The sequence below is a fragment of the Sinomicrobium oceani genome, from assembly GCF_900119185.1.
Taxonomy (GTDB): Bacteria; Bacteroidota; Bacteroidia; order Flavobacteriales; family Flavobacteriaceae; genus Sinomicrobium; species Sinomicrobium oceani.
Map to the genome: position 1 here is coordinate 38,679 of NZ_FPJE01000007.1, position 25,229 is coordinate 63,907.

The window sequence follows — 25,229 nt, forward strand, 5'->3', positions numbered from 1 at the left end:
AACAACACCTATGAGCGACGCTATTAAACACGAATGCGGTATTGCCGTAATAAGACTCTTGAAACCCCTGGAATACTACAAGGAAAAATACGGTAGTGCATTCTATGGCGTAAACAAGATGTACCTGATGATGGAAAAGCAGCACAACCGCGGACAGGACGGTGCGGGCTTCGCCAGCATCAAACTGGATGTCAACCCCGGTGAGCGATATATCAGCAGAGTTCGCTCCAACCAGTCGCAACCCATACAGGATATCTTTTCGCAGATCAATGCCAGGATCAATAACACCCTGAAAGAACATCCGGAATACGAAGATGACGTTCCGTTGCAAAAAAAGAACATTCCCTATCTCGGCGAATTGTTCTTAGGCCATGTGCGCTACGGTACCTACGGAAAAAACAGTATTGAGAACGTACAGCCCCTGCTGCGACAGAACAACTGGAAACACCGTAATCTTATCGTTGCCGGAAACTTCAACATGACCAATGTCAACGAACTTTTCGACAATCTTATCCGCCTCGGACAACATCCCAAAGAAAAAGCGGACACCATTACGGTGATGGAAAAAATAGGTCACTTCATAGACGACGCAGTAGCCAAGCTCTACAAAGAAATAAAGAACGAAGGATACAGTAAAATGGAAGCTTCTCCGCTTATTGAGGAGCGAATGAATGTGGCCAAAATACTGAAGAAATCTGCCAAAAACTGGGACGGCGGATATGCCATGGCAGGATTACTCGGACACGGAGATGCCTTTGTCCTTAGAGATCCGGCAGGGATACGCCCTGCATATTACTATCACGATGATGAAGTTGTCGTTGTAGCTTCCGAGCGCCCCGTAATACAGACCGTGTTTAACGTTCCTTTCGAGAAGGTAGAGGAGATCACTCCGGGACACGCAGTAATTATAAAGGCTAACGGAAAGGTCTCTCACAAAAAGATCCTCAATCCGCTGGAAAGAAAGGCCTGTTCTTTTGAAAGGATATACTTCTCCAGAGGTAGCGATGCCGAGATATACAAAGAACGAAAAGACCTCGGAAGACTCCTCATGCCCAAAGTACTGGAAGCCATAGATAAGGACACGACAAATACCGTTTTTTCCTATATCCCCAACACTGCGGAAACCTCTTTTTACGGGCTTGTGGAAGCTGCACAGGACGAACTGAACAAGGAGAAGAACCGACAGATCCTGGATGAAAAAGACGCCCTCACCGACGAACGTCTTACGGAAATTTTATCCAGAAGGCTCCGGACAGAAAAAATAGCCATCAAAGACGTAAAACTCCGTACATTTATTACCGAAGACAGCAGCAGGGATGACCTGGTTGCCCACGTTTACGATGTTACATACGGCGTTATCAAACCTCAGGACAACCTTGTCATCATCGACGACAGTATCGTTAGAGGAACTACCCTCAAGAAGAGTATCATACGAATGATGGATCGTCTGCATCCGAAATCTATCGTAGTCGTATCATCCGCACCACAGATCCGGTACCCGGATTGTTATGGGATAGATATGGCCAGGCTTGAAGACCTGGTGGCCTTCCGCGCTGCACTGGAACTCCATAAAGAAAGAGGAACCTACGACATCGTAAAAAAGATATATGACGAATGTCAAGGCCAGGTAGGTTATCTGGACACCGATGTGAAAAACGCGGTACAACAGCTTTATGATGCGTTTACAGATGAAGAAATATCCGAAAAAATATCCGAACTCCTTTGTACGGATGATATAGAAGCCGAAGTAAAGATCATCTTCCAGTCTGTGGAAAACCTCCACAAGGCATGTCCCAAAAACCTGGGAGACTGGTATTTTACAGGAAACTACCCCACACCGGGCGGTAACCGGGTCGTAAACCGGGCATTTATCAATTTTTACGAAGGAAATAACGAACGGGCCTACTAAAACCGCATGCAACACAAAGAGCCCCTACAACAGTGCTCGCTTTATCGGATTTATGCGTCATTCATCGATTTAATTTCGCCGGTGAAATTTCCGGACATACATTTGAATCACCATAGCATAAGTAGGTTAAGTTCATGGTAAGATTTGGGGCAAAAAGGTGGAGTTCTACTCCGCCTTTTTTTTATGCTTTCTTACAGGCAACCGCTTTCTTGCATCTTCCGGAGTTCCTTTTTCAAAACTCAAAAAAGACATACAAACGCTTTTTGCTTGTACCATAGTTAGTATTGCAGTAAACGGAGACGGGCCTGGACAGTGCATAAAAAAAGCGGGAACATGCCCCGCTTTCTGATTATTTTGTTATACCGGAATTATTTATTTGCAGCATACAGTTCTGCTACTTTATCCCAGTTGATCACATTAAAAAATGCAGAGATATAGTCCGGTCTTCTGTTCTGATAGTTCAGATAATATGCATGCTCCCATACATCAAGGCCAAGGATAGGGGTTCCGCCACATCCGATGCCGGGCATTAACGGGTTGTCCTGATTGGCGGAAGAACAAACTTCTACTTTACCTCCTTTATGCACACAAAGCCACGCCCATCCGGAACCAAATCGTGTAGCTGCCGCCTTTGCAAATGCATCTTTAAAAGCATCAAAAGAACCAAAAGCAGCATCTATTGCCGATGCCAGTTCTCCTTTGGGGGCTCCTCCTCCGTTGGGAGACATCACCTGCCAGAAAAGACTGTGGTTATAAAATCCGCCCCCGTTATTTCTAACAGCAGCATTGTCCATATCCAGTCCTTTGAGGATTTCTTCAATAGTTTTTCCTTCCAGCTTGGTACCCTCTATAGCTTTATTGAGGTTAGCCGTGTAACCATTGTGGTGTTTTGTATGATGTATCTCCATTGTACGTGCGTCAATATGAGGCTCCAGAGCATCATAAGCATACGGTAATTTCGGTAATTCAAAAGCCATGATATCAAATTTTAGATTATTAGTTAATACTTGTTGCGTAACAAATTTAGGTATAAACTTAAACAATCCATAATAATAAATAGTAAAGAACTCATAAAGTTTGTTTATTTTGGCATAAAATTCCCGTATCGGAAAAACCCGGGATTTCCGGATGGTTTCAAGAGACAAAAAGCAGCCCGGTCTACCTCTTTACCAAAAGATCCCGCTACTTTATTATCTTTTGTTTCCTGCTCGGGTTCTGAAAATTATAACTACAATTATTACATTTTGTCGGACACAACATTTCAAATATACAACGCCTCCGCCGGATCGGGAAAAACCTTCACCCTAGTGCGGGAGTATCTCAAATTACTGCTCAGGTCGGACTATCCGGACACTTACAAGCAGATCCTCGCCATAACATTTACCAACAAGGCCGTTAATGAGATGAAGGAACGGGTGATCCGGAGCCTGCGGGAAATGGCGTCGGAGGATATTCTTTCTTCTCCTACGGATATGTTCCTGCAACTCGGAAAAGACCTGAATACCGATAGCATCACCTTGCACAACAGGTCCAGCAACGTACTCAAGAGGATATTACACAATTATGCGTTTTTCGATATTGCCACCATAGATAAGTTCAATCACCGCCTGCTTCGCGCATTCGCCCATGACCTTCATCTACCGGTGAATTTTGAAGTGGCCATAGACACGGTCTCTCTCCTCAATGAAGCCGTAGACCGGCTCGTCTACCAGGCCGGGGAAGATCAATTACTTACCAGGGTGCTGGTCGATTTTGCGCTCGAAAAAGCCGATGATGACAAAAGCTGGGACATCAGCCTGGATCTGAAAAAAATCGCGAGACTACTTCTCGAAGAGAACCATTACGAACACATCCGGGACATCGAAAACAAAAGTCTTTCCGATCTGAGGGAATTAGCCAACATCCTGCAAAAACAGATCTCGGAAGACGAAGATAAAATGTCGGAAACTGCCGCGACCTTTTTCAGTATTATCACGTCCAATGACCTGGCTCCGGAGGACTTCACAAGAAGTTCCATTCCCAATTTTTTTCAGAAAGCCAGGGAAAACATCTTAAAAAGTATAGATTTTCAAAAGAAAAAATGGCAGGACGAGATCCACTCCGCAGCCTTATACACCAAAACCACGGAAAAGAAATCGCCGGAAAAAACAGTAATCATAGATGAGATGCAGCCCCGCATTGCTACGCTGTTCGAACAGTGCAAGCGCTTATTTTTTCACATTCAGTTTCTTCGGAATTTCAGAAGTAAGCTTATCCCGCTGTCCCTATTGAGTGCTATTAACCGCGAGTTGAACCACATCAAGGAGGCGGAGAACCTCATGCCTATATCCGAGTTCAACCGTATCCTGGCCGGGGTCATTACCGACCAGCCCGCCCCTTTTATTTACGAAAGGCTCGGAGAAAAATACAGGCACTACTTTATAGATGAGTTTCAGGACACCTCCGAAATGCAATGGAAAAACCTCCAGCCTCTTATAGGCAATGCGCTCGAAGGAGAGACCATAACCGGGAAAAGAGGTTCCCTGATGCTGGTGGGAGACGCCAAGCAAGCCATCTACCGCTGGCGTGGAGGTAAGGCCGAACAATTCATTAGTCTGTACAACAGGGAGGATGTCCCGTTCCAGATAGATCCCCGGGTGGAACAGTTACCGGTCAATTACCGGAGTTATGACGAAATCATTGCGTTTAACAATCGTTTCTTCAAACACGCGGCTGCACATTTGTCACACCCGGAATATCGCGACCTTTACGAAAATAAAAGCTATCAGGAAACCAATCCGAAAAAAGGCGGGGTAGTCAGTATCACTTTTCTCGAGAAGGACAGCCAGGACATACGGCAGGATTACTGCGACACGACCCTGCAAAAGATCGAAGCACTTCGGGATCAGGGTTACACCCTGAGCGCTATCTGTATTCTTACCCGCAAAAGGGACCAGGGGGCCTTACTGGCAGAACACTTACAGGAAAACGGCATTCCGGTGATCTCATCGGAATCCTTGTTACTGAAGAGTCACCCCAAGATCGTGTTTCTCATTCACCTGATGTCCTACTTCCTGCAAACAGACAACCGGGAAATATGCCTGAAACTATTGGAATTCCTTGCAGAAAGCGAAAATACAGAAGACAAACACTTATTTTTTACATCGGGCCTGGCCGACATGGCTACGGTTTGGGAAACCCACAATTTTTCACCGGACATCTTTCTGGAACGTCCCCTGTTCGATGCGGTTCAATATGCGATCTCGTGCTTTTCCCTTAACGATCCTTCCGATGCCTACCTGCAATCTTTCCTCGACGAAATACTGGAGCAAGTAAACCGCAACCACACGGGCCCGGCGGAGTTCCTGAGCTATTGGGAGAAAAAGAAAGACACCCTGGGTATTGCTGCCCCCGAAGGTATCAATGCGGTGCAGATCATGACCATACACAAGTCGAAAGGACTACAGTTTCCGATAGTTCTTTTCCCGTTTGCAGACACCAACATTTACGAAGACCGGGAACCCCTGATCTGGTTTCCCGTAGACCGGCAAACGTTTGGTATCCCTTATGCCCTGATCTCTAAAAATAAAGATCTTGAATATCTCAGCGAATACGGAGCCGAAATGGTACAGGCCTACGATGCAAAACTGGAACTGGACAGTTTTAACATACTATATGTCGCACTCACCCGTGCAGTAGAGCAACTCCATATTATCGGAAAAAAAGATACCGACCGGAACGGCAATGAAAACACCAGGTCTTTTTCAGGCCTCTTTATTAATTTTCTGAAAGCCGAAGGATACTGGATCGAAGACCAGGCCACATATCAGTTACCTCGCGGAGAACACCCGGATTCCATACCCGGTAAATCTACAACAACAAAGCGCTCCGACAATCCGAAAATTCCGTACACATCAAACGTTTCCGCCAATCGTAAATTCCGGATTATCACAAGGGCGGGCTCTCTGTGGAGTGCCGGACTGGACAAAGCTATCGAAACCGGGAACATCTATCACATGTTACTGGCACGCATCCGGTATGCGACCGATGTGGATCATGTGGTTCGTGAAGCCATACTGCAGGGACATATCACACATACCGAAGAAGACCGGTTTATCGAAAGACTCCGGACCCTGACCACCCATACGGAAATCGGCAGGTACTACACTCCCGATTATACGATCTATAATGAGCGGGATATTTTTACGGAAAAAGGAGAAATATTACGTCCCGACCGGATCGCAACCGACAATACCGGAAATGCCTTTCTACTCGACTACAAAACAGGCAGCTACGACACAAAATATGAAAGCCAGGTGCGACAATATATGCAGGTACTCACCGATATGGGATACAAGGCCACAAGGGGATATCTCGTATTCATCGATAACGACATCCGCATCTATCCGGTTTAGCATTTTTTTCAGCACCAAAAAAACATAAAACACTCATTTAAAACACCTTAACTCCATCTATATTTTTTTCTTCAAAAAAAATAACAAAATACGAGGGACTCTTACAGACTTCATGTGTATAATAAGTAGTTCCCCACGGAAGATTTCCGGGATTGGTTTACACAAGGGGGAACTAAAACGGCCTTTAAGCAAGGCCATACTGTAGTTTAGTTTGGGGTAATTCGGTTTAGATCATAAGCCGGTTAATAAACACAGTGCTCGTGAGGGTCGTCCGGATATTTTCGGGCGGCCTTCTTTTTTAAAAATATGTTTTTTTTAATATTTAAAATCTTACGTTATACAATAAAAGCCCAATTTCTGCCGTTTTCGAAAACAAAATGTGTACCAACATTTATTTACCTTTGTTGCAAAACACAAAAAGATAGTATATGTACGGAAAAATAAAACAACATCTGCAACAGGAATTACAAGACATTAAAGACAGTGGTCTTTACAAGAAGGAAAGAATCATAACCTCACCTCAGGACGCCGTCATAAAAATCGACACCGGTGAGGAGGTTATTAATTTCTGTGCCAATAACTACCTGGGGCTATCATCTCACCCGGACGTTATACAGGCAGCCAAAGACACCCTGGACACTCACGGATTCGGGATGTCCTCCGTGAGGTTTATTTGTGGTACACAAGACATTCACAAGCAACTGGAAAAAAAGATCGCCGATTTTTACGGCACTGAGGACACTATTTTATACGCTGCGGCATTTGACGCCAATGGTGGTGTCTTTGAGCCGCTTTTATCGGCAGAAGATGCGATTATATCCGATTCGCTCAACCACGCTTCCATTATAGACGGGGTTCGTCTCTGCAAAGCCAAGCGCTACAGGTACGAAAACAGCAATATGGAAGATCTTGAAGCCAAGCTAAAACAGGCTAACGAAGACGGTGCAAGGTTTAAAGTAGTTGTCACCGACGGGGTTTTCTCTATGGACGGGCTTGTTGCGCCACTGGACAAAATCAGTGTCCTGGCCGAAAAATATGATGCCATGGTGATGATCGACGAATGTCATGCTGCCGGATTTATCGGGGAAACCGGGCGCGGCACCCTCGAAGAAAAAGGGGTTATGGGCAAAATAGATATTATTACCGGAACCCTCGGGAAGGCGCTCGGAGGTGCTATGGGCGGTTATACGACCGGAAAAAAAGAGGTGATCGAGATTCTCCGGCAAAGATCAAGGCCTTATCTTTTTTCCAATTCCCTCGCACCCGCTATCGTAGGAGCTTCAATTAAGGTTTTCGAGATGCTTTCCGAAAACACAGCGTTAAGAGATACCCTCGAAGAAAATACGAAATACTTCAAAAAAGGTATGAAAGAAGCCGGTTTTGACATTATAGACGGAGACTCCGCCATTGTTCCGGTTATGCTTTACGACGCCAAATTATCTCAGGTTATGGCAGACAAACTCCTCGAAAAGGGCATTTATGTTATCGGGTTCTTTTACCCCGTGGTTCCTAAAGGAAAAGCGAGGATAAGAGTACAGTTATCCGCTGCACATACCAGGGAACATCTGGACAAAGCCATTCAGACCTTTACGGAAATCGGTAAAGAATTAGCCGTCATTTAAAAACGAAGTATTTTCTTAATAAAACCAAAAAAATTACTATATTTATCTTTGTTTATCTGCCGTAACGGCTTACATTTGTTCTTAATTAATACTTAAAATTTAAATAATTGAACATGAAACATCTTAGCAAATTATTTGTTGCTGCGCTCTTACTGATAGGGTTCAGCAATGTTCAGGCGCAAGATTCCAACAACCCGTGGCAAGTGAGTTTTGGAGCAAACGCCGTTGATGTTTACCCCACCAATCAACCCGGAATGGGACAGTGGCTCGACGAGTATTTTAATGTCAGCGATCACTGGAATATACTCCCTTCCGTTTCTACTATAGCGGTTTCCCGTTATGTAGGTAGTGGTTTCTCTGTCGGCGCACGGGGATCCCTTAACAAAATCGACAAATGGGGCGATACAGATGTAGATGATCTATCATACTATGGTGTGGACGGTACCATCAAGTACAGTTTCTCTGAAGGAACTGTTATCGAACCGTTCATCGAAGTGGGTGGAGGTTATACCTGGATTGATGAAATCGGTGCAGGTACACTCAACGGGGGTATAGGTTTTAACCTTTGGTTTACAGACAACATCGGCCTTACCTTACAATCCAGCTACAAACACGCATTCGAGGACTACCTTGCTCCTCACTTCCAGCACGTTGCCGGTATTGCCATTAAATTCGGCGGAACAGATACCGATGGTGACGGCATCTACGACAAGGATGACGAATGTCCTGAAGTAGCCGGGCTTCCCGAATTTAACGGATGTCCTGACTCTGACGGAGACGGGATTCCTGATAAAGATGACGCCTGTCCGAACGAAGCTGGTCCTGCCGAACTCAACGGATGTCCCGACAGAGACGGAGATGGTGTGCCGGATAAAGACGACGCTTGCCCCGATACTCCCGGACCGGTAGAACTTAACGGATGTCCTGACTCTGACGGAGACGGAATTCCGGATAAAGATGATGCTTGTCCGAACGAAGCCGGTCCTGCTTCCCTCAACGGATGTCCTGACAGAGACGGGGACGGTGTTCCGGATAAAGATGATGCTTGTCCTGATGTAGCCGGTACCGTAGCTAACAACGGATGCCCGGAGGTAACAGAAGAAGTTCAGAAAAAACTCAACGAGTTTGCTAAAACTATTCTGTTCGACACCGGTAAAGCAACTATCAAACCGGAATCTGCAGACGTATTAGACCAGATTATAAGTGTACTTAACGAGTATCCTAACTCCAAATTTACCGTAGAGGGACACACCGACAGTACAGGTAGTGCTGCATTAAACCAGAAATTGTCTGAGCAAAGAGCTGAGTCCGTAAGAAAATATCTGGCCGAAAAAGGAATCAATCCTTCCAGGCTGTCTTCTATCGGATTTGGAAAAGACAAACCGATAGCTACCAACGCTACTGCAGCTGGTAGAAAAGAAAACAGAAGGGTTGAAATCAACCTCGTTAAAGAGTAGATAAACAATCGAGATAAATAAAAGGTCCCGCTCTGAAAATTCAGAGCGGGATTTTTTTATTTTTAAACTTTAAAAAATATTCCGGCTGCTCTATGCCGCATTCATCAGTAACCACAAATTGCAACCATTGTGAAAACCTTTCTGGCCGAAGTTGTCGAAAATATACTGTCGCGCGACAAAAACATCAGTGATATTACCTTTATCGTACCCGGAAAGCGAGCCGGTGTATTCCTGAAGCGTGAGCTGCAAAACCGGATGACACGCACCGTCTTTGCCCCGAGAATATACAGTGTCGAAGAATTTGTACAGGAATTATCCGGCCTTACCCTCGTTTCCAATATTCAGCTTATTTTCGAATTTTATGCGGTGTATCGCAATATCACCCCGGAAGAACAACGGGAAGATTTTTACAACTTCTCCAAATGGGCACAGGTAATGCTCCAGGATTTTAACGAGATCGACCGGTATCTCATCCCACCCGAAGCCATCTTTTCGCACCTGTCCTCGGTCAAAGAGCTGGACCACTGGTATCTTTCCGATCAAAAGACCCCTCTACAGGAGCAATACATAGCTTTCTGGAAGACCCTGGAACACTATTATACCGCTCTTCGCGACGAGCTGCTCGGCAAACAATGCGGCTACCAGGGATTGATTTACCGGGAAGCCATAGAAAACATCGAACACTACCTGGATCAAAACCATCAGAAACACATTTTTATAGGATTCAATGCACTGAATAATGCCGAGGCAGCAATACTTCAGGATTTCCTCGCCTCAGGTGCCGAAGTCTTCTGGGACACGGACAAAGCTTTCATGGAAGATCCGGAACACGATGCCGGACTGTTTATGAGACAATATAAAACGAGGTGGAAACACTACGAAAAACATCCTTTCCACACCATAAGCGACCATTTCTCTAACGCTAAGGATATAGACATTACAGGTATTCCCGGCAAAACGGGACAAGCCATGTATGTCCACACTATTCTTTCCAAACTGAAGAACGAAGGAAAACTGGAAAACACTGCCGTTGTCCTGGGCAATGAAGAACTCCTGAACCCCATGCTCAACGCTATTCCGGAAGAGCTCGAGGGCATTAATATTACCGGGGGATTCCCTTTGGCCTTTAGCCCCGTGGCCTCCTGGTTTCATGCCTTTTTTCAAACCCTGGAAAGCGAGAAGCACGGAACATGGCATTACCAGAATGTAATCAACCTGATTACGCATCCCGTTTCCAAACCGCTTTTAACCCTTCATGGAAACGACCTTGCCGAAAAATTTGTCCGCCATATCCAGGACAATAATATGGTTTTTATCACACAGGAACATCTCAAAGAAGCTTTCACCGGGCTGACAGCCGCCTCCGCAGACGACAACACCCCGCTTACCGGGTTGCTGTTTTTTTCTAAAAACGGCATTACCGCCGGCGATGTTATCCGCAAATGCATAGCACTGACCATGCATATGAAAGACATATATGCCAGGCAGGACAACCCTGTATTTCTGGAATACCTGTACCGGTTTTATGAAATTTTTAACCAGATCGATCTGTTCGACGAAAAGTACCGGGCACTTTCCGTTCATGCTCTTACGGGAATTTACCGGGAACTGCTGCTTCAGCAAACTGTCGACTTCCAGGGAGAGCCCCTGGAGGGCCTACAGGTTATGGGGGTACTGGAAAGCCGGAACCTCGATTACGAAACAGTCATTCTCACGTCGGTAAATGAGGGAGATCTTCCATCGGGAAAATCAGGGAATTCCTTTATTCCCTTTGATATTAAAATCGCTTACGGTCTGCCCACATACAAAGAAAAAGATGCTATCTACGCCTATCACTTTTACCGGTTATTACAGCGGGCCAAAAAAGTCTACCTGCTTTACAATTCCGATTCCGGGTCTTTTGACGGTGGAGAGAAAAGCCGTTTTATCCAGCAATTAACCACATTCCCACAGGAAAAACATCGTATCCGGGAACAAATGGCTGTACCCGATGCCGCTCCGCTACCGCCAACTGCTACTCCCGTAACCAAAACACCTTCGTTGATGGAGGCCATACGTATTATGGCAGAAAAAGGCTTCTCTCCGACCTCATTGTCCAATTATATCCGCAACCCTATGGATTTTTACAAACAGGCCATCCTCAAAATCAGTGATGAATATGAAGTCGAGGAAACCATAGCCGCCAATACATTAGGGACCATCATTCACGACACACTCGAAGATCTCTACAAACCACTTACCGGGCAGGTACTCACCGCAGCACACCTCGAGGATATGAAGAAAAGGGCAAGCGGTATTATCGCTGTTAAATTTGGTGAAGTATATAAAGGGGGCGATTTCAGTCGTGGAAAAAACCTGCTTAGCTATGAAGTCGCAAAGCAGTATCTCAGGAATTTTCTGCAGGCCGAAGAAAAGAGGATTGAAGAAGGAAATACCATAAAGATTATCGAGATCGAAAGTAACCTGAAAGTAAAACTCGATGTTCCCGGCATTTCCCATCCTGTTTTCCTGAAAGGAAAAGTAGACCGTGTAGAGACTATCAACGGCACACTTTGTTTTATCGATTACAAAACAGGAAAGGTAGAGCCTTCCGATGTGGAAATCACAGCATGGGAAGACCTGATCAGCGATTATAAATACAGTAAAGCATTCCAGCTTCTGTGCTACTCTTATATGCTTATCCAAAGTAGTTCTTACGGGCTTCCGGTCGAAGCTGCTATTATCTCCTTTAAAAACCTGCGCAAAGGGTTTATGAAATTTGCCAAAAAAGAAGGACCGAGATCAGAAAGGGACTACGCCATAACCCCGGAAACATTCGAACATTTTACCGGACAGCTTTACGACCTCATCGGCGAGATATGCGACCCTTCCGTTCCTTTTGCCGAGAAGGAAATCGTATAGATCCATAAAAAAGCATCCTTCCCGTTATATGGAAAGGATGCTTATACATGCCGAACTGCTACAGCCCTTAATAATTAGGGTTCTGTGTTAATGTAGGCTGTCCGGTCTCATCCACACTCAAGTCGATCTGAGCCTGAGGAATAGGAAAATACTCATTTTTATTCGAAATAAATTTACCCCCGCGAATATCTGTGGTCAAACCTCCCTGATACCGGAAATATGCATTAAGCGTTTCTTCAGCAATACCCCAGCGTACCAGATCGAAAAACCGGTGTCCTTCCAACGCTAACTCCAGCTTTCTTTCGAAATAAATAGCTTTTAATGCGTCCTCTTTGGAACTGAACTGCGCAGTAGTATATTCCTCTATATTATAATTTGCAGCATTGGTATTTTCATCAAATCCTGCCATAGGCTTTTCCTCATCTATATATTCTTTCAGGAAACCATTGGGATTTGCAGCCCTTCTTCTTACCCGGTTAACATACTCCATGGCAACGGGCAGACTTCCGGCCTGTGCCTCGGCTTCTGCAGCCATCAACAAAACATCGGCAAACCGGATAACATGAACGTTAATAGCTGTCCCGGGAGCCCAGGAACTCTGATCCGCATATAAATCCTGAGTGGCCTGCCAGTATATATTCTTTTTAGGAGCGTACGGGCCTCCGTAGACCTGATCTCTTACCCATTCCGATCCCGGATGATACCCCCAGTCATGAAAAGGAACTCCACGACGCCCTACGGTCCAATCGAGCCTGGGATCCAAAGAGCCGGTATAAGGAGTAAAGGAGGCATCGGCAGATACTCCCATATCGTTCTTTACAGGGTTCTCATTATAGTTATCCAGATAAGGAAGTCCCGTATTTTCGTCCGTTTTATAAGAGTTCACCAGGTCTTGTGTAGGCTGAAAAAAACCGCAACACCTGAAAGGGCTGTTGTAAGGAAAATTCAGCTTCCCACCCTGGTTGGCATTACTGATACTTCCGGTTCCGTCACCGGCCACCATCTGAATATCGAATACCGTTTCGGCATTATTCTCCGTTGCAGCGTCGAAATTGTCTTTGAAAAATGTCACCAGATCATACTTTACACCCGCTGAGTTCACCCCCGAAGTAATGGTTTCGGTAAAAATAACCTGGGCCTCCGAAAATTTCTTCTGATAGAGATATGTTTTGCCGAGGTACGCAGCTGCCGCCCATTTATTAGCCCTACCGAACTCTTCCTGTGTAGCCGGGAGGTTCTCATAAGCAAATTCAAAATCAGCCTCTATCATAGGCCAGATATCCTGGTCGTTAGGTGTCTTCGGGTTCTCTGTAGTCTCATCGATCCACGGCACCATATTGAACATCTTTTTCAATTCAAAATAATAGTGTCCACGTAAAAAACGTGCCTGTCCTGCAATGTTATTCTTGTTCTCATCCGATATATCTTCCAGTCTTTCCAGGAGTTTAAGGGTATTGTTACATCGTACAACACCCTCATACGCTGCTTTCCACTTCGTATTGAAAAAACCGTTGGAAGGGTCCGAAGAGAATTTTGCAATAGGGTCAATGGCAGGCTGGTCACCACCAAAACTACCTTTACTTGCCAACCCTCCAGTAACTGCTCCGTAGATCCAGTTATCCGGGGCAGCTTCCCAGGGATTTCCTCCGCCAAGCGCTTCATCATCTCCTTGCCCATCCAAAGCTGCATAAGCTCCTATCAGCATTTTTTCCACGCCTGCTTCATCGGCTACCACGTCATCGCTTAAAGCCCCCAATGCTGGCTGATCTAAAAAACTATCTGCACACGAAAACAGTATGGAGAACATGATAACAGGAAAACAAAATCGTCCTATTTGTTTAGTAAGTTTCATATGTTTTATTTTTGAGTTCATTAATTAAAAAATCACGTTTAGTCCGAAAAGCAACTGCCGCTGATTCGGATAAGCCCCTTCATCGATACCGAAATTCACACTCTCTCCGGATATTTCGGGGTCCAGACCGGAATACGAAGTAATGGTAAACGGATTAACCATTTGCGCATACAACCTGAGCTTGGTTAGCTTTATCTTTTCGAGCAAGCCCGAAGGTAATGTGTATCCCAGTTGTATCTGACGGCATCTCAGGTAAGAACCATCCTCAACAAAATAAGAGTTGGGAACGTTTGCCACACTAAAAGAACCTGTAGTTTCCTGTATCGGAGCCTTGGCATTCATATTTTGTGGGGTCCATGAATTATAGAGGGCCGTATGACTTTTAGCTCCCTGGAAAGAACTGTAAAAATCGGTCCACCAGCGCACGTTATTCCAGATATCATTCCCTTGAGACCCATATATAAACGCGCTGAAATCCCAGCTTTTATAGAGCAATTCTATATTAAGTCCGTAGGTAAAATCGGGGTTAGGATCTCCCAAAAAGGTCCGGTCCTTATCATCTATTACATGATCACCGTTAATATCCTTATACCGGAATCGTCCGACGGCCACATCGTTCTGATAGATTGCATTCGGGTTGTCGGTTGCGGCGACTGCTGCAGCGTTAGCCTCATCGATTTCCGCTGCACTGTTCCAGAAACCTTCGATCTGATAGCCGAAAAATTCGCTGACCGAATGCCCAACCGCATTCCTGATTATAGAACTACCGTTAAAACGCCGGCCTTCCAGGTCGAAGTACTGAATACCTTCAGAGATTTTCTTGATCTCATTATTGTACGTCGTAAAGGTTACCGATGTGTTCAACCGCAGATCCTCGGTGAGCCTGAAATAGGTAGATAAATCGACATCGATACCTCCGTTGGTCATCTGGGCAACATTGACGTAAGGAACGGTTGCTGCTCCGACCGTACCCGGTAAGTTAGGATTATAAAGCAAATCCTTCACATCTTTGCGGTAATAATCCACAGTGAGCTGAACAGTATTATTAAACATTGAAACATCTATTCCGATATTGGAGTTGATATTCTTTTCCCAGACTGCATCCGGGTTTCCGATACGGTTCTGTTCAAAACCTTCGGACAATGCGGAGTTCCCCCCTCCTATAGCATAGAAAGAGGTTCTGTTATTCCCTCCGAAGGTAGTAAATGAGTTTGCCGGGTCTACGTTTAGCTGGTTTCCCATTACACCATATCCTCCCCTTATCTTCAGGTCATTTATCCAGCCATGATCGGGAAAGAAGTCTTCATTAGACATATTCCAACCGACACTAAAAGCAGGAAACCATCCGTATTGATTGTTCAGGAATCGCGACGATCCGTCTCTCCGAACCGTTGCACTCAGCAGGTACCTGTCATCAAAGTTATAATCCAGCCTCCCGAAATACGAGGCCAGGGCATCGGCATATTTAAAGGAATAATTTGTTTGTGTCCCGGAACCGGTATCCAGAGTTACATAATCCGGATCAAAAGAAAAATAGCCCTGCCTGGTTCCGCCGACTTCACGTCCTTTATTCTGATAAGCTTCCGTACCCAACAGAATGGTAAGATTGTGAACATCGTTAAAAGAGTTTTGATATTTCACGGTATTCGTCCAGGTCCAGTTAAAATTGGTTGCCGCAGCTTCCGAATATTGATTTACGGAAAGATTTTCGGAATTTTCATATTCCGGAAATTGAAAAGAATTAAAGCTGTTCGTAAAATACTGTCCCCCGAAACTCGTTCTGAAAGTAAAATGTTTTAAAAAATCTGCTTCTGCAAAAATATTACCAAAAATACGTGTTGAGACTCCTCTGTTATGTCTTGTACGATCCATAATAGCTACAGGGTTTTTGGCATTTCCGAGACCATTACCGAAAGACCCTGCGTAGTTTCCCATAATATCGCGAACCGGTATTATAGGTTGTTGCCGGAAGGCCATTCCTATGGCACTACCTTCGGTCAGGGCATCAATCTGCGGATTATCCCGAATGGTAAAACTTAAATTTTCTCCGATCCGGATGTTTTCGCCTACATTATACATCGCATTTGCCCTGATCGTGTAGCGCTTCAGATAGGTATTTTGCAAAGTTCCTTCCTGATCAAAATAGTTTAGAGAAAAGAGATAGCTTCCCTGTTCATTACCACTGCTTACCGACAGGTTATGACTCTGAATACTCGCAGGATTGAATATTTCCTGGAACCAGTTGGTCCCCTTTTTATTGGCCCGTACAATTCGGTAGAAACTATCAAGGTCATCGGAACTGGTATAATTTGGGTTTACATAATACAGGGCTTCGTTGACAGTGTTAGCTCCGACCGGCGCTATATAATTCGGCAATACCGGGTTTGCCCCGTTACCATACAGCTGGCTACTCGGAGCTATGTCGGGATTGGTATTGCGCTGAGCTATAAAATTGAGATCGGCCATTTCCTGGGAATTCAATATATTCCATGGATTCCCTTTCCGAACCATTTGAACACCATAAAAGGAATCGTAAGTAACTTTCATCCTTCCTTTCCCTCTCTTGGTTGTTATAATAATAACCCCGTTTGCCGCCCTCGAACCATAAATCGACGCAGAAGAAGCATCTTTTAAGACCTGCATGGTCTCTATATCATTAGGGTTAATATCGCCTATCCCGTCCGTAGGTATTCCGTCAACAACGTAAAGCGGGGTATTGTTCCCAAAGGTATTAGCCCCTCTTATTTTTACCTGAGGAGCTTCTCCGGGTTGTCCTCCCCCGGTTACCGTGACCCCGGAAACCCGTCCCTGAAGCTGGTTGGTAACCTGCGGGGAAGGTTGTTGCAACATTTCGTCCGTCTTCACTACGGAAACAGCTCCTGTGAGATCCTGTTTACGCTGTGTACCGTATCCCACTACAACAACTTCGTCCAATTGTGCAAGATCCTCCTGCAGCGCCACATCGATAACCTCACGGCCATCGACCGGAATCTCCACAGATTTAAAACCTACGTAAGAAACCACAAGTACAGCGTCATCACTACTTACATCTATAGTATAGTTTCCATCAAAATCTGCCACTACACCATTAGTGGTTCCCTTTTCGAGAACACTGGCACCCGCAAGGGGCATTCCGTCATCGGAAGTTATTTTACCACTAATCTGCAAAAATGTCAAGGTTGCTGCTTCTCCAGACACAGGTAATGTGGCGAATACCCGTCCGGAAACCAGAAAAAAGCAACAAAAAAGCAAAACACAAATCGCATTTTGCAGCACAGCACGAATCCTCGTAAAAGTCTTTTTTCTCATAAAATAAAGTTTGTTAGTTGTTTAAATAAGATTTGTCCATGTATAAAAACACAGCAAACAAAGAGGCAGGATCTTTTGTCGTTCTAAAACGGTATCATCAATATCATTTTAATTTGAGTTTAGTTGAGTTAAAAAAATAATACTACCTCAATTTGCGCTTAAACACATAAGTTATTTCTTCTAAAAAAGTAAGACCCATAAAAAGGACAATCTCTTAGAAGAAGATTGGTTCTATATTAAAAATTCAAAATAGGATTATTAAATTTTTCTTAAAAATTTTTTATACCAGTAACATCATTTCTTTTCCAAACAGCTTGTTTTCGCAAACAAAAAGCATAAAATGCTAATATAATCACAAAAAAATTAACATTTAAAATATTAATAGCATTATTATTGACATATATAAAAATAAAGCACAGTAACAGCAATAAAAACATACAACAACACAGACTACAAAATAAATGTGTAAAAATACAGGACAAAGCCAATGCCATATATAAAAATTAACACATAAAAATAACAACAGACGTAAGATACAATATGGGAATATGCACATAATACATCATTAAAGAGCTCCCGTTTTCGCCCCTTACCTGCCTGCTTCCATTTTCTGCTCATTTTTATGATGCTCTACAAAAAACGAGTATGGCCCTTTCTCAATAGTCTTTAACCTCATCCTCTCTTAACACCCATAAAAAACACTTGTGATAAAAAAATAACTATTTTTTTATATATTCGCTAATCGTTAACGTTAACGAACCCCGATTCATAACCAAAACTTTACCCATGAAAAGAGAAACTGAAAGACCATTGGTCGTCTTTCCGGTAAACGCCTGTTTGTGCAGAAAATTCATAATACTCCTCCTGATCGGAGGATGCTTCGTCGGAAACGCACTATCCGGAAGAAGCCACGCAACAGCTATTCAACAGTCCGTAACAGGCACAGTTAAAGACAGTAACGGAACACCCCTGCCGGGAGTGAGTGTACAATTGACAGGAACCACCAAAGGTGTTGTAACCGATTTTGACGGTCATTTCGAGATCGAAGCGAGCCATGGCGACATCCTTGAACTTTCGTACATCGGGATGCGTACCCAGCGTATCACCGTAGCCGGCAATACCTCACTTCAGGTTACTATGGAGGAGGATTACGAATCGCTGGATGAAGTCATTATAACCGGATACGGGAGTCAGAAAAAAGGAGAGATTACCGCTGCAATTTCATCGGTTAGCGCCAGCTCCATCGAAAAAATAGCTACCTCCAATGGTATAGATGCCATTAAAGGACAGGTGGCCGGTGTAGACATTGTTCCTCAGGGAGGAAGACCGGGAGAAAATGCCACGGTCCGGATACGGGGACGCCGCTCCATAGGTGCTTCCAACGATCCGCTGTATGTTATAGACGGTATCCCCCAGATCAGCGGAACAAACGCTATTACCGATATCAATCCGCAGGACATAGAGACCATGCAGGTCTTAAAAGATGCGGCCGCTACGGCTATATACGGTTCCAGGGGAGCTAACGGTGTCGTACTGATCACCACCAAACGCGGAAAAGCAGGCAAGACCTCGGTATCCTACAGTAGTCACTTTGGTATGACCTCGGCCACACACCTGGTCGACATGATGAACGGTGAAGAATTTGCCCGGATGAAACGCGAATCCCAAAGAACCTCTTGGAACGGAACCATTCCGCAAGATGAAAACATTTTTCTGGACCCTGTGGAGCTTAGATCCATAGCAGAAAACAGGTCTACCGACTGGCTCGACCTGGTCATCGGTACCGGATGGCAAACCAATCACCAGTTAAGCGTAAGCGGCGGATCGGAAAAAACGACCTTTAATACCTCCATAGGCTATTTCAAGGAAGAGGGTATCGTACCCACTATGGACTACGAGCGCTATACAGGCAGGATAAACCTGGATCACAGGATCAGTGATATATTTAAAGTAGGAGTCTCCATCGCCCTCTCTCATGGTATCCAGAACTGGGGATCTTCGGCTGCGGTCTCCGAAGCACTGATGAACAACCCGCTTGGGGTTCCGAGAGACAACAACGGTGACCTCATCTTTTTGCCTACCAATGACGGGCTGCGGACCAATCCGCTCAGTGAACTCGTCAAAGGGGCCTTTATAGACGAACGCAAATTTACCCGGATATTTGCGCCGGTTTACCTGGATATACACATTAACAGTAATCTGAAATGGACAACGACCTTCGGCCCCGATATCCGGTATAACCGCAAGGGGATATTCCAGGGCAGTTACACGAATGCAAATCGCGGGGGCCCCGGAAATGCTTCGATAGAACATGAAGATAATTTCGGGTACACCCTCGAAAACCTGCTTACCTATAACCAGACTATCGGCGAAGATCACAACCTCAAAGTGACGTTGCTTCAAAGTATTCAGAAATCCCGGTTCGAAAAATCCCTTGCAGGAGTATCCAACATTCCTTATGAAGAACAAAAATTTTACAATCTCGGCTCTGCGTCTGTCAAAGGCGACATCACTTCGGAACTTGTAGAATGGAGCCTGGCCTCTTTTATGGGACGTATCAATTACGATATTGCCGGCAAATATCTCTTCCAGGCGTCCGTAAGGGCAGACGGTTCTTCCCGTCTCGCTACAGGCAACAAATGGAACTATTTCTCCGGGTTCTCCGCAGGATGGCGTGTAACACAGGAAGAATTCATGAAAAACATCGAGGTTTTTGACGACCTGAAGATCAGGGCTTCTTACGGAGAAGTAGGGAACACTTCGGTAGATCCCTACCAGACTGCCGGAAGGCTGGGGCGTACTGTGTATGCCTTCGGAAGCACACCGGCACTCGGTCAGGGTCTTAACGAAATCGCTAACCCCAACCTGGGATGGGAAGTCTCCAAAACCCTGGATATAGGCCTGGATTACAGCCTCTTTAAGGGCAGGATACAGGGAAGCATTGACTGGTATCACACCAAAACATCAGATATCCTCCTCCAACGGAGCCTGCCCTACACCTCCGGATACGAAGATATTCTTCAGAATATAGGAGCCACCAGCAGCAAAGGGATCGAATTTAATGTAGATGCTAACATCATAGACAATCCGGAAGGATTCCGGTGGAACCTCGCCTTCAATATCGCCGGATACAAGGAGAAAATCACCGAACTGGCCCTGAGAGACGAAAACGGGAACCCTGTAGATGACGTCGGCAATCAATGGTTTATAGGAAAACCCATTAATGTTTTTTACGATTACAGAAAAACCGGAATTTATCAGGCAGACGAAGCAGACCTGGCCAATGCGGCCGAAGGAAAAGTACCGGGCGAGATCAAACTGGAAGACATTGACGGCGACGGTCTTGTTACCCCGGACGACCGGGTCATCCTCGGTTCGGATGTCCCCGATTTTTACGGAGGTATCACCAATAACTTCGCTTACAAAGGCATTGATTTCAGTTTCTTTTTCTACTTCCGCCAGGGGCAAATGGTAAGAAGTCGCTTCCACGATGACAACAATACCCTTTTCGGACGCTTCAATAATCTGGATGTGGACTACTGGACCATAGACAACCCGACCAATGCCTACCCCCGTCCCAACCAAAATCAGGAGAGGCCCAGAAATGCGTCCACCATGAGTTACTTTGACGGTAGTTTTATAAAACTCCGGAATATCAGCCTGGGGTACACCCTGCCGGGATCGGTAACAGATAATCTCGGTGTCTCCTCGATGAGATTTTATGTTTCCGGGCAAAACCTCTTCTTCATATCCAAATTCGACTCCTTCGATCCGGAGCGGGCCGGAGAACTAAACGGAAACACCATACCGAGTAACAAAATGTATGTACTGGGTCTTAAAGTCGTCTTTTAACCTCCTGCTGTCCCTCAGGCATAAGGAGATATTTAACCTATTAATGCCACATATCATGAAAAGAAAAATATATAGGGGATGTATACTCATCCAGGTACTATTACTCGCCTCCTGTAACAAATTTCTGGAAGAAGATCTCGTTACCTATGTTTCGGCAGATTCTTATTACAAAACAGAAAAGGGATTTCAGGATGCCGTAAACGCCACTTACGCCTCTCTGAAGACGTTTTACGGGCAGGAAGCAGGCTTTACCATGACCACATTCGGAACGGATATTTTTACCAACGGATCGGACGGAGGTTTTAAGTATTACAATTTTTACGACGTCAGTCTCAATGCCTCCGACGCTTATGTGCGCGATGCGTGGCGGGAATGGTACAAAGGCATCAACCAGGCCAATGCTGTGATCGGTCGTTCGCAGGAACTGGAAATGGATGAAACACTAAAAGGAATCCGCCTGGCAGAAGTTCGCTTTTTAAGAGCGTTGTTCTATTTTAATATTGTAACCACCTATGGCGATGCTCACCTCACCTTGGAAGAATCGGAGGGTGTCGAAATCGAAGCTACCAGAACACCGGTAACCGAAATATACCGGCAAGCCATCGTTCCGGATCTGGAGTTTGCCATAGAAGCACTTCCGGACACGCAGAGCGATTACGGCAGGATCACAAAACCCGCAGCCCAGTTTCTTCTGGGGAAAGCCCTACTCACCAGGAGCTATACCTCCTATGCCGAAGCGGATGATGCCGCCCGGTCGGAATCCCTGTTTACACATGTCATCGAAGATTACGGGTTCCGGCTGCTCGACCGTTATGGCGATCTGTGGGACATCAGTAACAAACAAAATGACGAGATCATCCTCGCTGTGATCAATTCCAAGACACAGGTCGATGACGGTACGGATGAACTGGGGCACCGCGGCCACCTCTTTTTTCTTATGGAATATGACATTCTCCCCGGCATGGCCAGAGATGTGAAAAACGGAAGACCGTGGAAAAGATTTAAACCCACCGATTTTCTTCTTTCTTTATGGGACAGAGAAAAAGATACGCGTTATGACGAAGGCTTTACACAGGTCTGGTACACCAATAACCCGACGGAAAATCTTCAGGCAGGAGACACAGCGGTCTATATGCCCGGACCCGGAAAAGATGAACTATGGCCGCAATCGAGGCAGGAAACCAAGCCTTATATGGTGATCACCAAAGAGGAATACACAGAACGCCTTTTTCCCAGCGTACTCAAATGGCTCGACCCTACCCGACCGGACCAGCAGCGGGAGCCCTCTCAACGCGATCATATCCTGATGCGCCTTGCGGATGCCTATCTGCTTCGGGCCGAGGCAAGACTCCTCCAAAACAATACTCCCGGAGCCGCAGACGACCTCAACGAAATAAGGCGTCGGGCAGCATGGCCGGGTATGGAAGCTGATATGGAAATCGAAGCATCGGATATCACCCTGGATTTTATCCTCGATGAAAGGGCCAGAGAATTATACGGAGAGGGATATCGCTGGTGGGACCTCGTAAGGACCGGGAAGCTCATAGAAAGAGTACGGCTTCACAATCCGGGCGGAGCTCCCAACATTAAAGACTACCATACGCTGCGCCCCATACCACTGGATCAGATAGACCGGACTATAAACGAATATCCGCAAAATCCGGGATATCCGGACTAAAGCATCATGAATTTCATGCAGATAGCATCAGGCGGGAATAAAATCCTTGACGGATCGCTGAGGCGAGGACCTGGAAACCTAAAATCACAGTCTTAAAAAACTTATAAGAAACACAATCACCAAAAGATGCTTCTAAACCAAATGCAGGTTTTCCCGGACAACAATTTCTACGGGAATATCGACATGCAGGCCGGAAGCATCTTTTTCCGTCAAGAACTTAAACAACCCTCTGACCGCATGGTATCCCTGGTACTCCGGCTTCTGATTGATAAGAAAAGAAATTTCCTCACGGCGCAGACATTCCAGGTTTTCCTCGTTCAGATCAAAGCCCACCACGGGAATACCGGTTACACCGTAATGACGAAAAACCGGCGGCAGCATGTACGCCCGCGAGTTGGTAACAAACACTCCTTTTCTTCTTTTATCAAGCAACAGGCGCTCCATGCCGGGCATTGTTTCCAGAGGCTGATCCAGGGGATAATTGATCGTCACCACTTCCGCGATCTCCTTTTTATCATGTGTGTTCAGGAATTTCCGAAATCCGCTTTCCCGTTGCCTGTTGTTTTCATGAAGCCCTTTGGCGTTGATAATATTCAATACCAGGTATATGCCTCCCAGCCCTACCAATCCCTGTAACAACCTGCCCGCCACCTCACCTGCCCGATGAGCGTGCTGGCATATAAACCAACCCGGAAAATCCAGGGATACCTCAGTGTCCAGAAACACCACCGGCACCTGATTTACTTGTGCACCACGAAGCAACGCATTACTTTCGGCAGTAAAAAAAGGTACGGTGACTATCCCTTCGAAACCTTTATCAAGAATCACCTTACTCCTCTCAAGGAATGCAGACGGCTCGGAAAAATAAAAATAAGAAAGTTCTATTCCGTGATCATGAAGTTCTGCAGCTGCCCTGTCCATACCTCTTTTGGGAAACTGCCAGTATTTCCAATGGCTTGCTGCTTCCGGGACAAGGCAGGCGATCCTCACTTTTTTGTGAGTTCCCAACCGAAGACGGCTTGCCACCGTATTCTTCCGGTAACCGGTTTTTCTGATAACATCAAGTATTTTTTGCTCGGTAATCTTAGACACACCTCCCCTGTTGTGGAGCACCCGGTCTACGGTACCGATAGATACTTCAGCCAGTTTTGCAATCTGTTTGATCCCTATAGGTTCTTTCATAATCTGATTCTGGTATTTACAATAAAAAATCGCCTGCCAGGAGCTGCTTATAATTAACTCGTCTTGAGTCCAGTATTTAAAGATAATAAAGGCTTTGTGAAATGTGATGTAGCCTCAGAACAATTTACCTTCACCTCTCTGCGCTATCCTCAAAAAACAAATATCTAAATCTCTTAGCACAACCTCCTCGGCATGCATTCCCCTGTGCTGTCCGCCTGTACATACCCCAACGTTCTCTTGGTACGCTCCAAAACAGTGTCCCTGTTTTCCACAGGCATTATTTATCCGGCTAACATTCCACGACGCTGTGACGACTACAATGAGACAAATTAAAAGATTTCTATGTAATTAACGTATTCTTAAAAGATTGTTAACTATAACATCATTACCTCCTTTTAGTTGCAATATAATTTTGTTTCACGAAAGCATCATCAGCAAAATTTCTTCAATTCATAAGTATTCCTCTTGAGCGAAAAAGTGACAAATATAAACTCGGATACCTTCAAAGACCTTCTAAAGAACGATGTTCACAAGGCCTTTGAAATTTTGTTCCGTTTATATTTTGATAAATTGTACCATATCGCCCGCTCTTATACCGGAAATACGGAAGATGCCAGGGAAATTGTGCAAAATGTATTTTGTAAACTCTGGCAGAAGCGCGAAAGAATAGACAATATAACAAGCAGCTTTTTGTTTACCGTAACCCGGAATGCTTGTCTGGATCACCTCAAACACCGGAAACGCGTTCGCGAAAAATCCGGAAGTTTATATGAGACTGAACTCGATAATCCGATACGCTTTGTAGAGAATGAGGCCGCATCACGAATACTGCAACAGGAATTGGAAAATCAGATCCGAAGCAGTATTACCGCTCTTCCGGAAAAGCAACGGCAAGTCTTTGTTAAAAGCAGGTTTGAAGGCATGAAAAACAGTGAAATAGCCGAAGATATGGGAATATCCAAAAGAACAGTAGACACTCATATTCACCTCGCTCTCAAGTTCATGCGATTCCAGCTAAAGGAGTTCATGACTTTTTTCTGATTTTTCTCCATATACATTACGTATCCCCTCGC

General features: G+C 45.1%; 12 protein-coding genes. 8 read left to right on the plus strand and 4 right to left on the minus strand.

Going from position 1 to position 25,229, the window contains the following annotated elements; translation table 11 throughout:
• Positions 1 to 10 precede the first annotated feature (10 nt).
• Positions 11 to 1,909 carry an amidophosphoribosyltransferase gene (locus BT112_RS07640; RefSeq protein ID WP_072316777.1) on the plus strand — a complete coding sequence of 633 codons (1,899 nt, stop codon included), beginning with the start codon at positions 11 to 13 and terminating at the stop codon, positions 1,907 to 1,909.
• Between the two features lie 368 nt (positions 1,910 to 2,277).
• On the opposite strand, the gene BT112_RS07645 is transcribed toward BT112_RS07640, so the two are convergent.
• Entirely contained in the window at positions 2,278 to 2,886 is a 609-nt protein-coding gene (locus BT112_RS07645) for a superoxide dismutase (RefSeq protein WP_072316778.1), read from the minus strand.
• A 267-nt stretch (positions 2,887 to 3,153) separates the two neighbouring features.
• Between BT112_RS07645 and BT112_RS07650 the strand changes: the two genes are divergently transcribed.
• The 4 genes from BT112_RS07650 to BT112_RS07665 all read left to right on the plus strand — a co-directional run bounded on the left by BT112_RS07650 (position 3,154) and on the right by BT112_RS07665 (position 12,283).
• On the plus strand, positions 3,154 to 6,303 hold the full coding sequence (locus BT112_RS07650; protein WP_072316914.1) for a UvrD-helicase domain-containing protein: 3,150 nt from the start codon (positions 3,154 to 3,156) through the stop codon (positions 6,301 to 6,303).
• 428 nt (positions 6,304 to 6,731) lie between these two features.
• On the plus strand, positions 6,732 to 7,925 hold the full coding sequence (gene kbl, locus BT112_RS07655) for a glycine C-acetyltransferase (RefSeq protein ID WP_072316779.1): 1,194 nt from the start codon (positions 6,732 to 6,734) through the stop codon (positions 7,923 to 7,925).
• Between the two features lie 113 nt (positions 7,926 to 8,038).
• The gene (locus tag BT112_RS07660) at positions 8,039 to 9,382 is read left to right on the plus strand and encodes an OmpA family protein (protein ID WP_072316780.1); all 1,344 of its coding nucleotides are present in this window, start codon (positions 8,039 to 8,041) and stop codon (positions 9,380 to 9,382) included.
• Positions 9,383 to 9,511: 129 nt separating this feature from the next.
• Positions 9,512 to 12,283, plus strand: coding sequence for a PD-(D/E)XK nuclease family protein (locus BT112_RS07665; RefSeq protein WP_072316781.1), 2,772 nt, complete (start codon positions 9,512 to 9,514; stop codon positions 12,281 to 12,283).
• 67 nt (positions 12,284 to 12,350) lie between these two features.
• Here the strand turns inward: BT112_RS07665 and BT112_RS07670 are convergent, their stop codons facing one another.
• Positions 12,351 to 14,135 (minus strand): RagB/SusD family nutrient uptake outer membrane protein, encoded by a 1,785-nt coding sequence (locus BT112_RS07670; RefSeq protein WP_072316782.1) that lies wholly within the window; start codon positions 14,133 to 14,135, stop codon positions 12,351 to 12,353.
• 24 nt (positions 14,136 to 14,159) lie between these two features.
• Entirely contained in the window at positions 14,160 to 17,444 is a 3,285-nt protein-coding gene (locus BT112_RS07675; RefSeq protein ID WP_083564834.1) for a SusC/RagA family TonB-linked outer membrane protein, read from the minus strand.
• Between the two features lie 786 nt (positions 17,445 to 18,230).
• Here BT112_RS07675 and BT112_RS07680 point away from each other — a divergent pair.
• Entirely contained in the window at positions 18,231 to 21,296 is a 3,066-nt protein-coding gene (locus BT112_RS07680; RefSeq protein ID WP_083564835.1) for a SusC/RagA family TonB-linked outer membrane protein, read from the plus strand.
• A gap of 55 nt (positions 21,297 to 21,351) precedes the next feature.
• Positions 21,352 to 22,974: a RagB/SusD family nutrient uptake outer membrane protein gene (locus BT112_RS07685; RefSeq protein ID WP_072316917.1), complete on the plus strand. Its 1,623-nt coding sequence runs from the start codon at positions 21,352 to 21,354 to the stop codon at positions 22,972 to 22,974.
• Between the two features lie 132 nt (positions 22,975 to 23,106).
• On the opposite strand, the gene BT112_RS07690 is transcribed toward BT112_RS07685, so the two are convergent.
• Positions 23,107 to 24,156, minus strand: coding sequence for a substrate-binding domain-containing protein (locus BT112_RS07690; RefSeq protein WP_072316783.1), 1,050 nt, complete (start codon positions 24,154 to 24,156; stop codon positions 23,107 to 23,109).
• Between the two features lie 477 nt (positions 24,157 to 24,633).
• Here BT112_RS07690 and BT112_RS07695 point away from each other — a divergent pair, with 477 nt between their 5' ends.
• On the plus strand, positions 24,634 to 25,197 hold the full coding sequence (locus BT112_RS07695; protein WP_217652338.1) for an RNA polymerase sigma-70 factor: 564 nt from the start codon (positions 24,634 to 24,636) through the stop codon (positions 25,195 to 25,197).
• Positions 25,198 to 25,229: the final 32 nt, after the last annotated feature.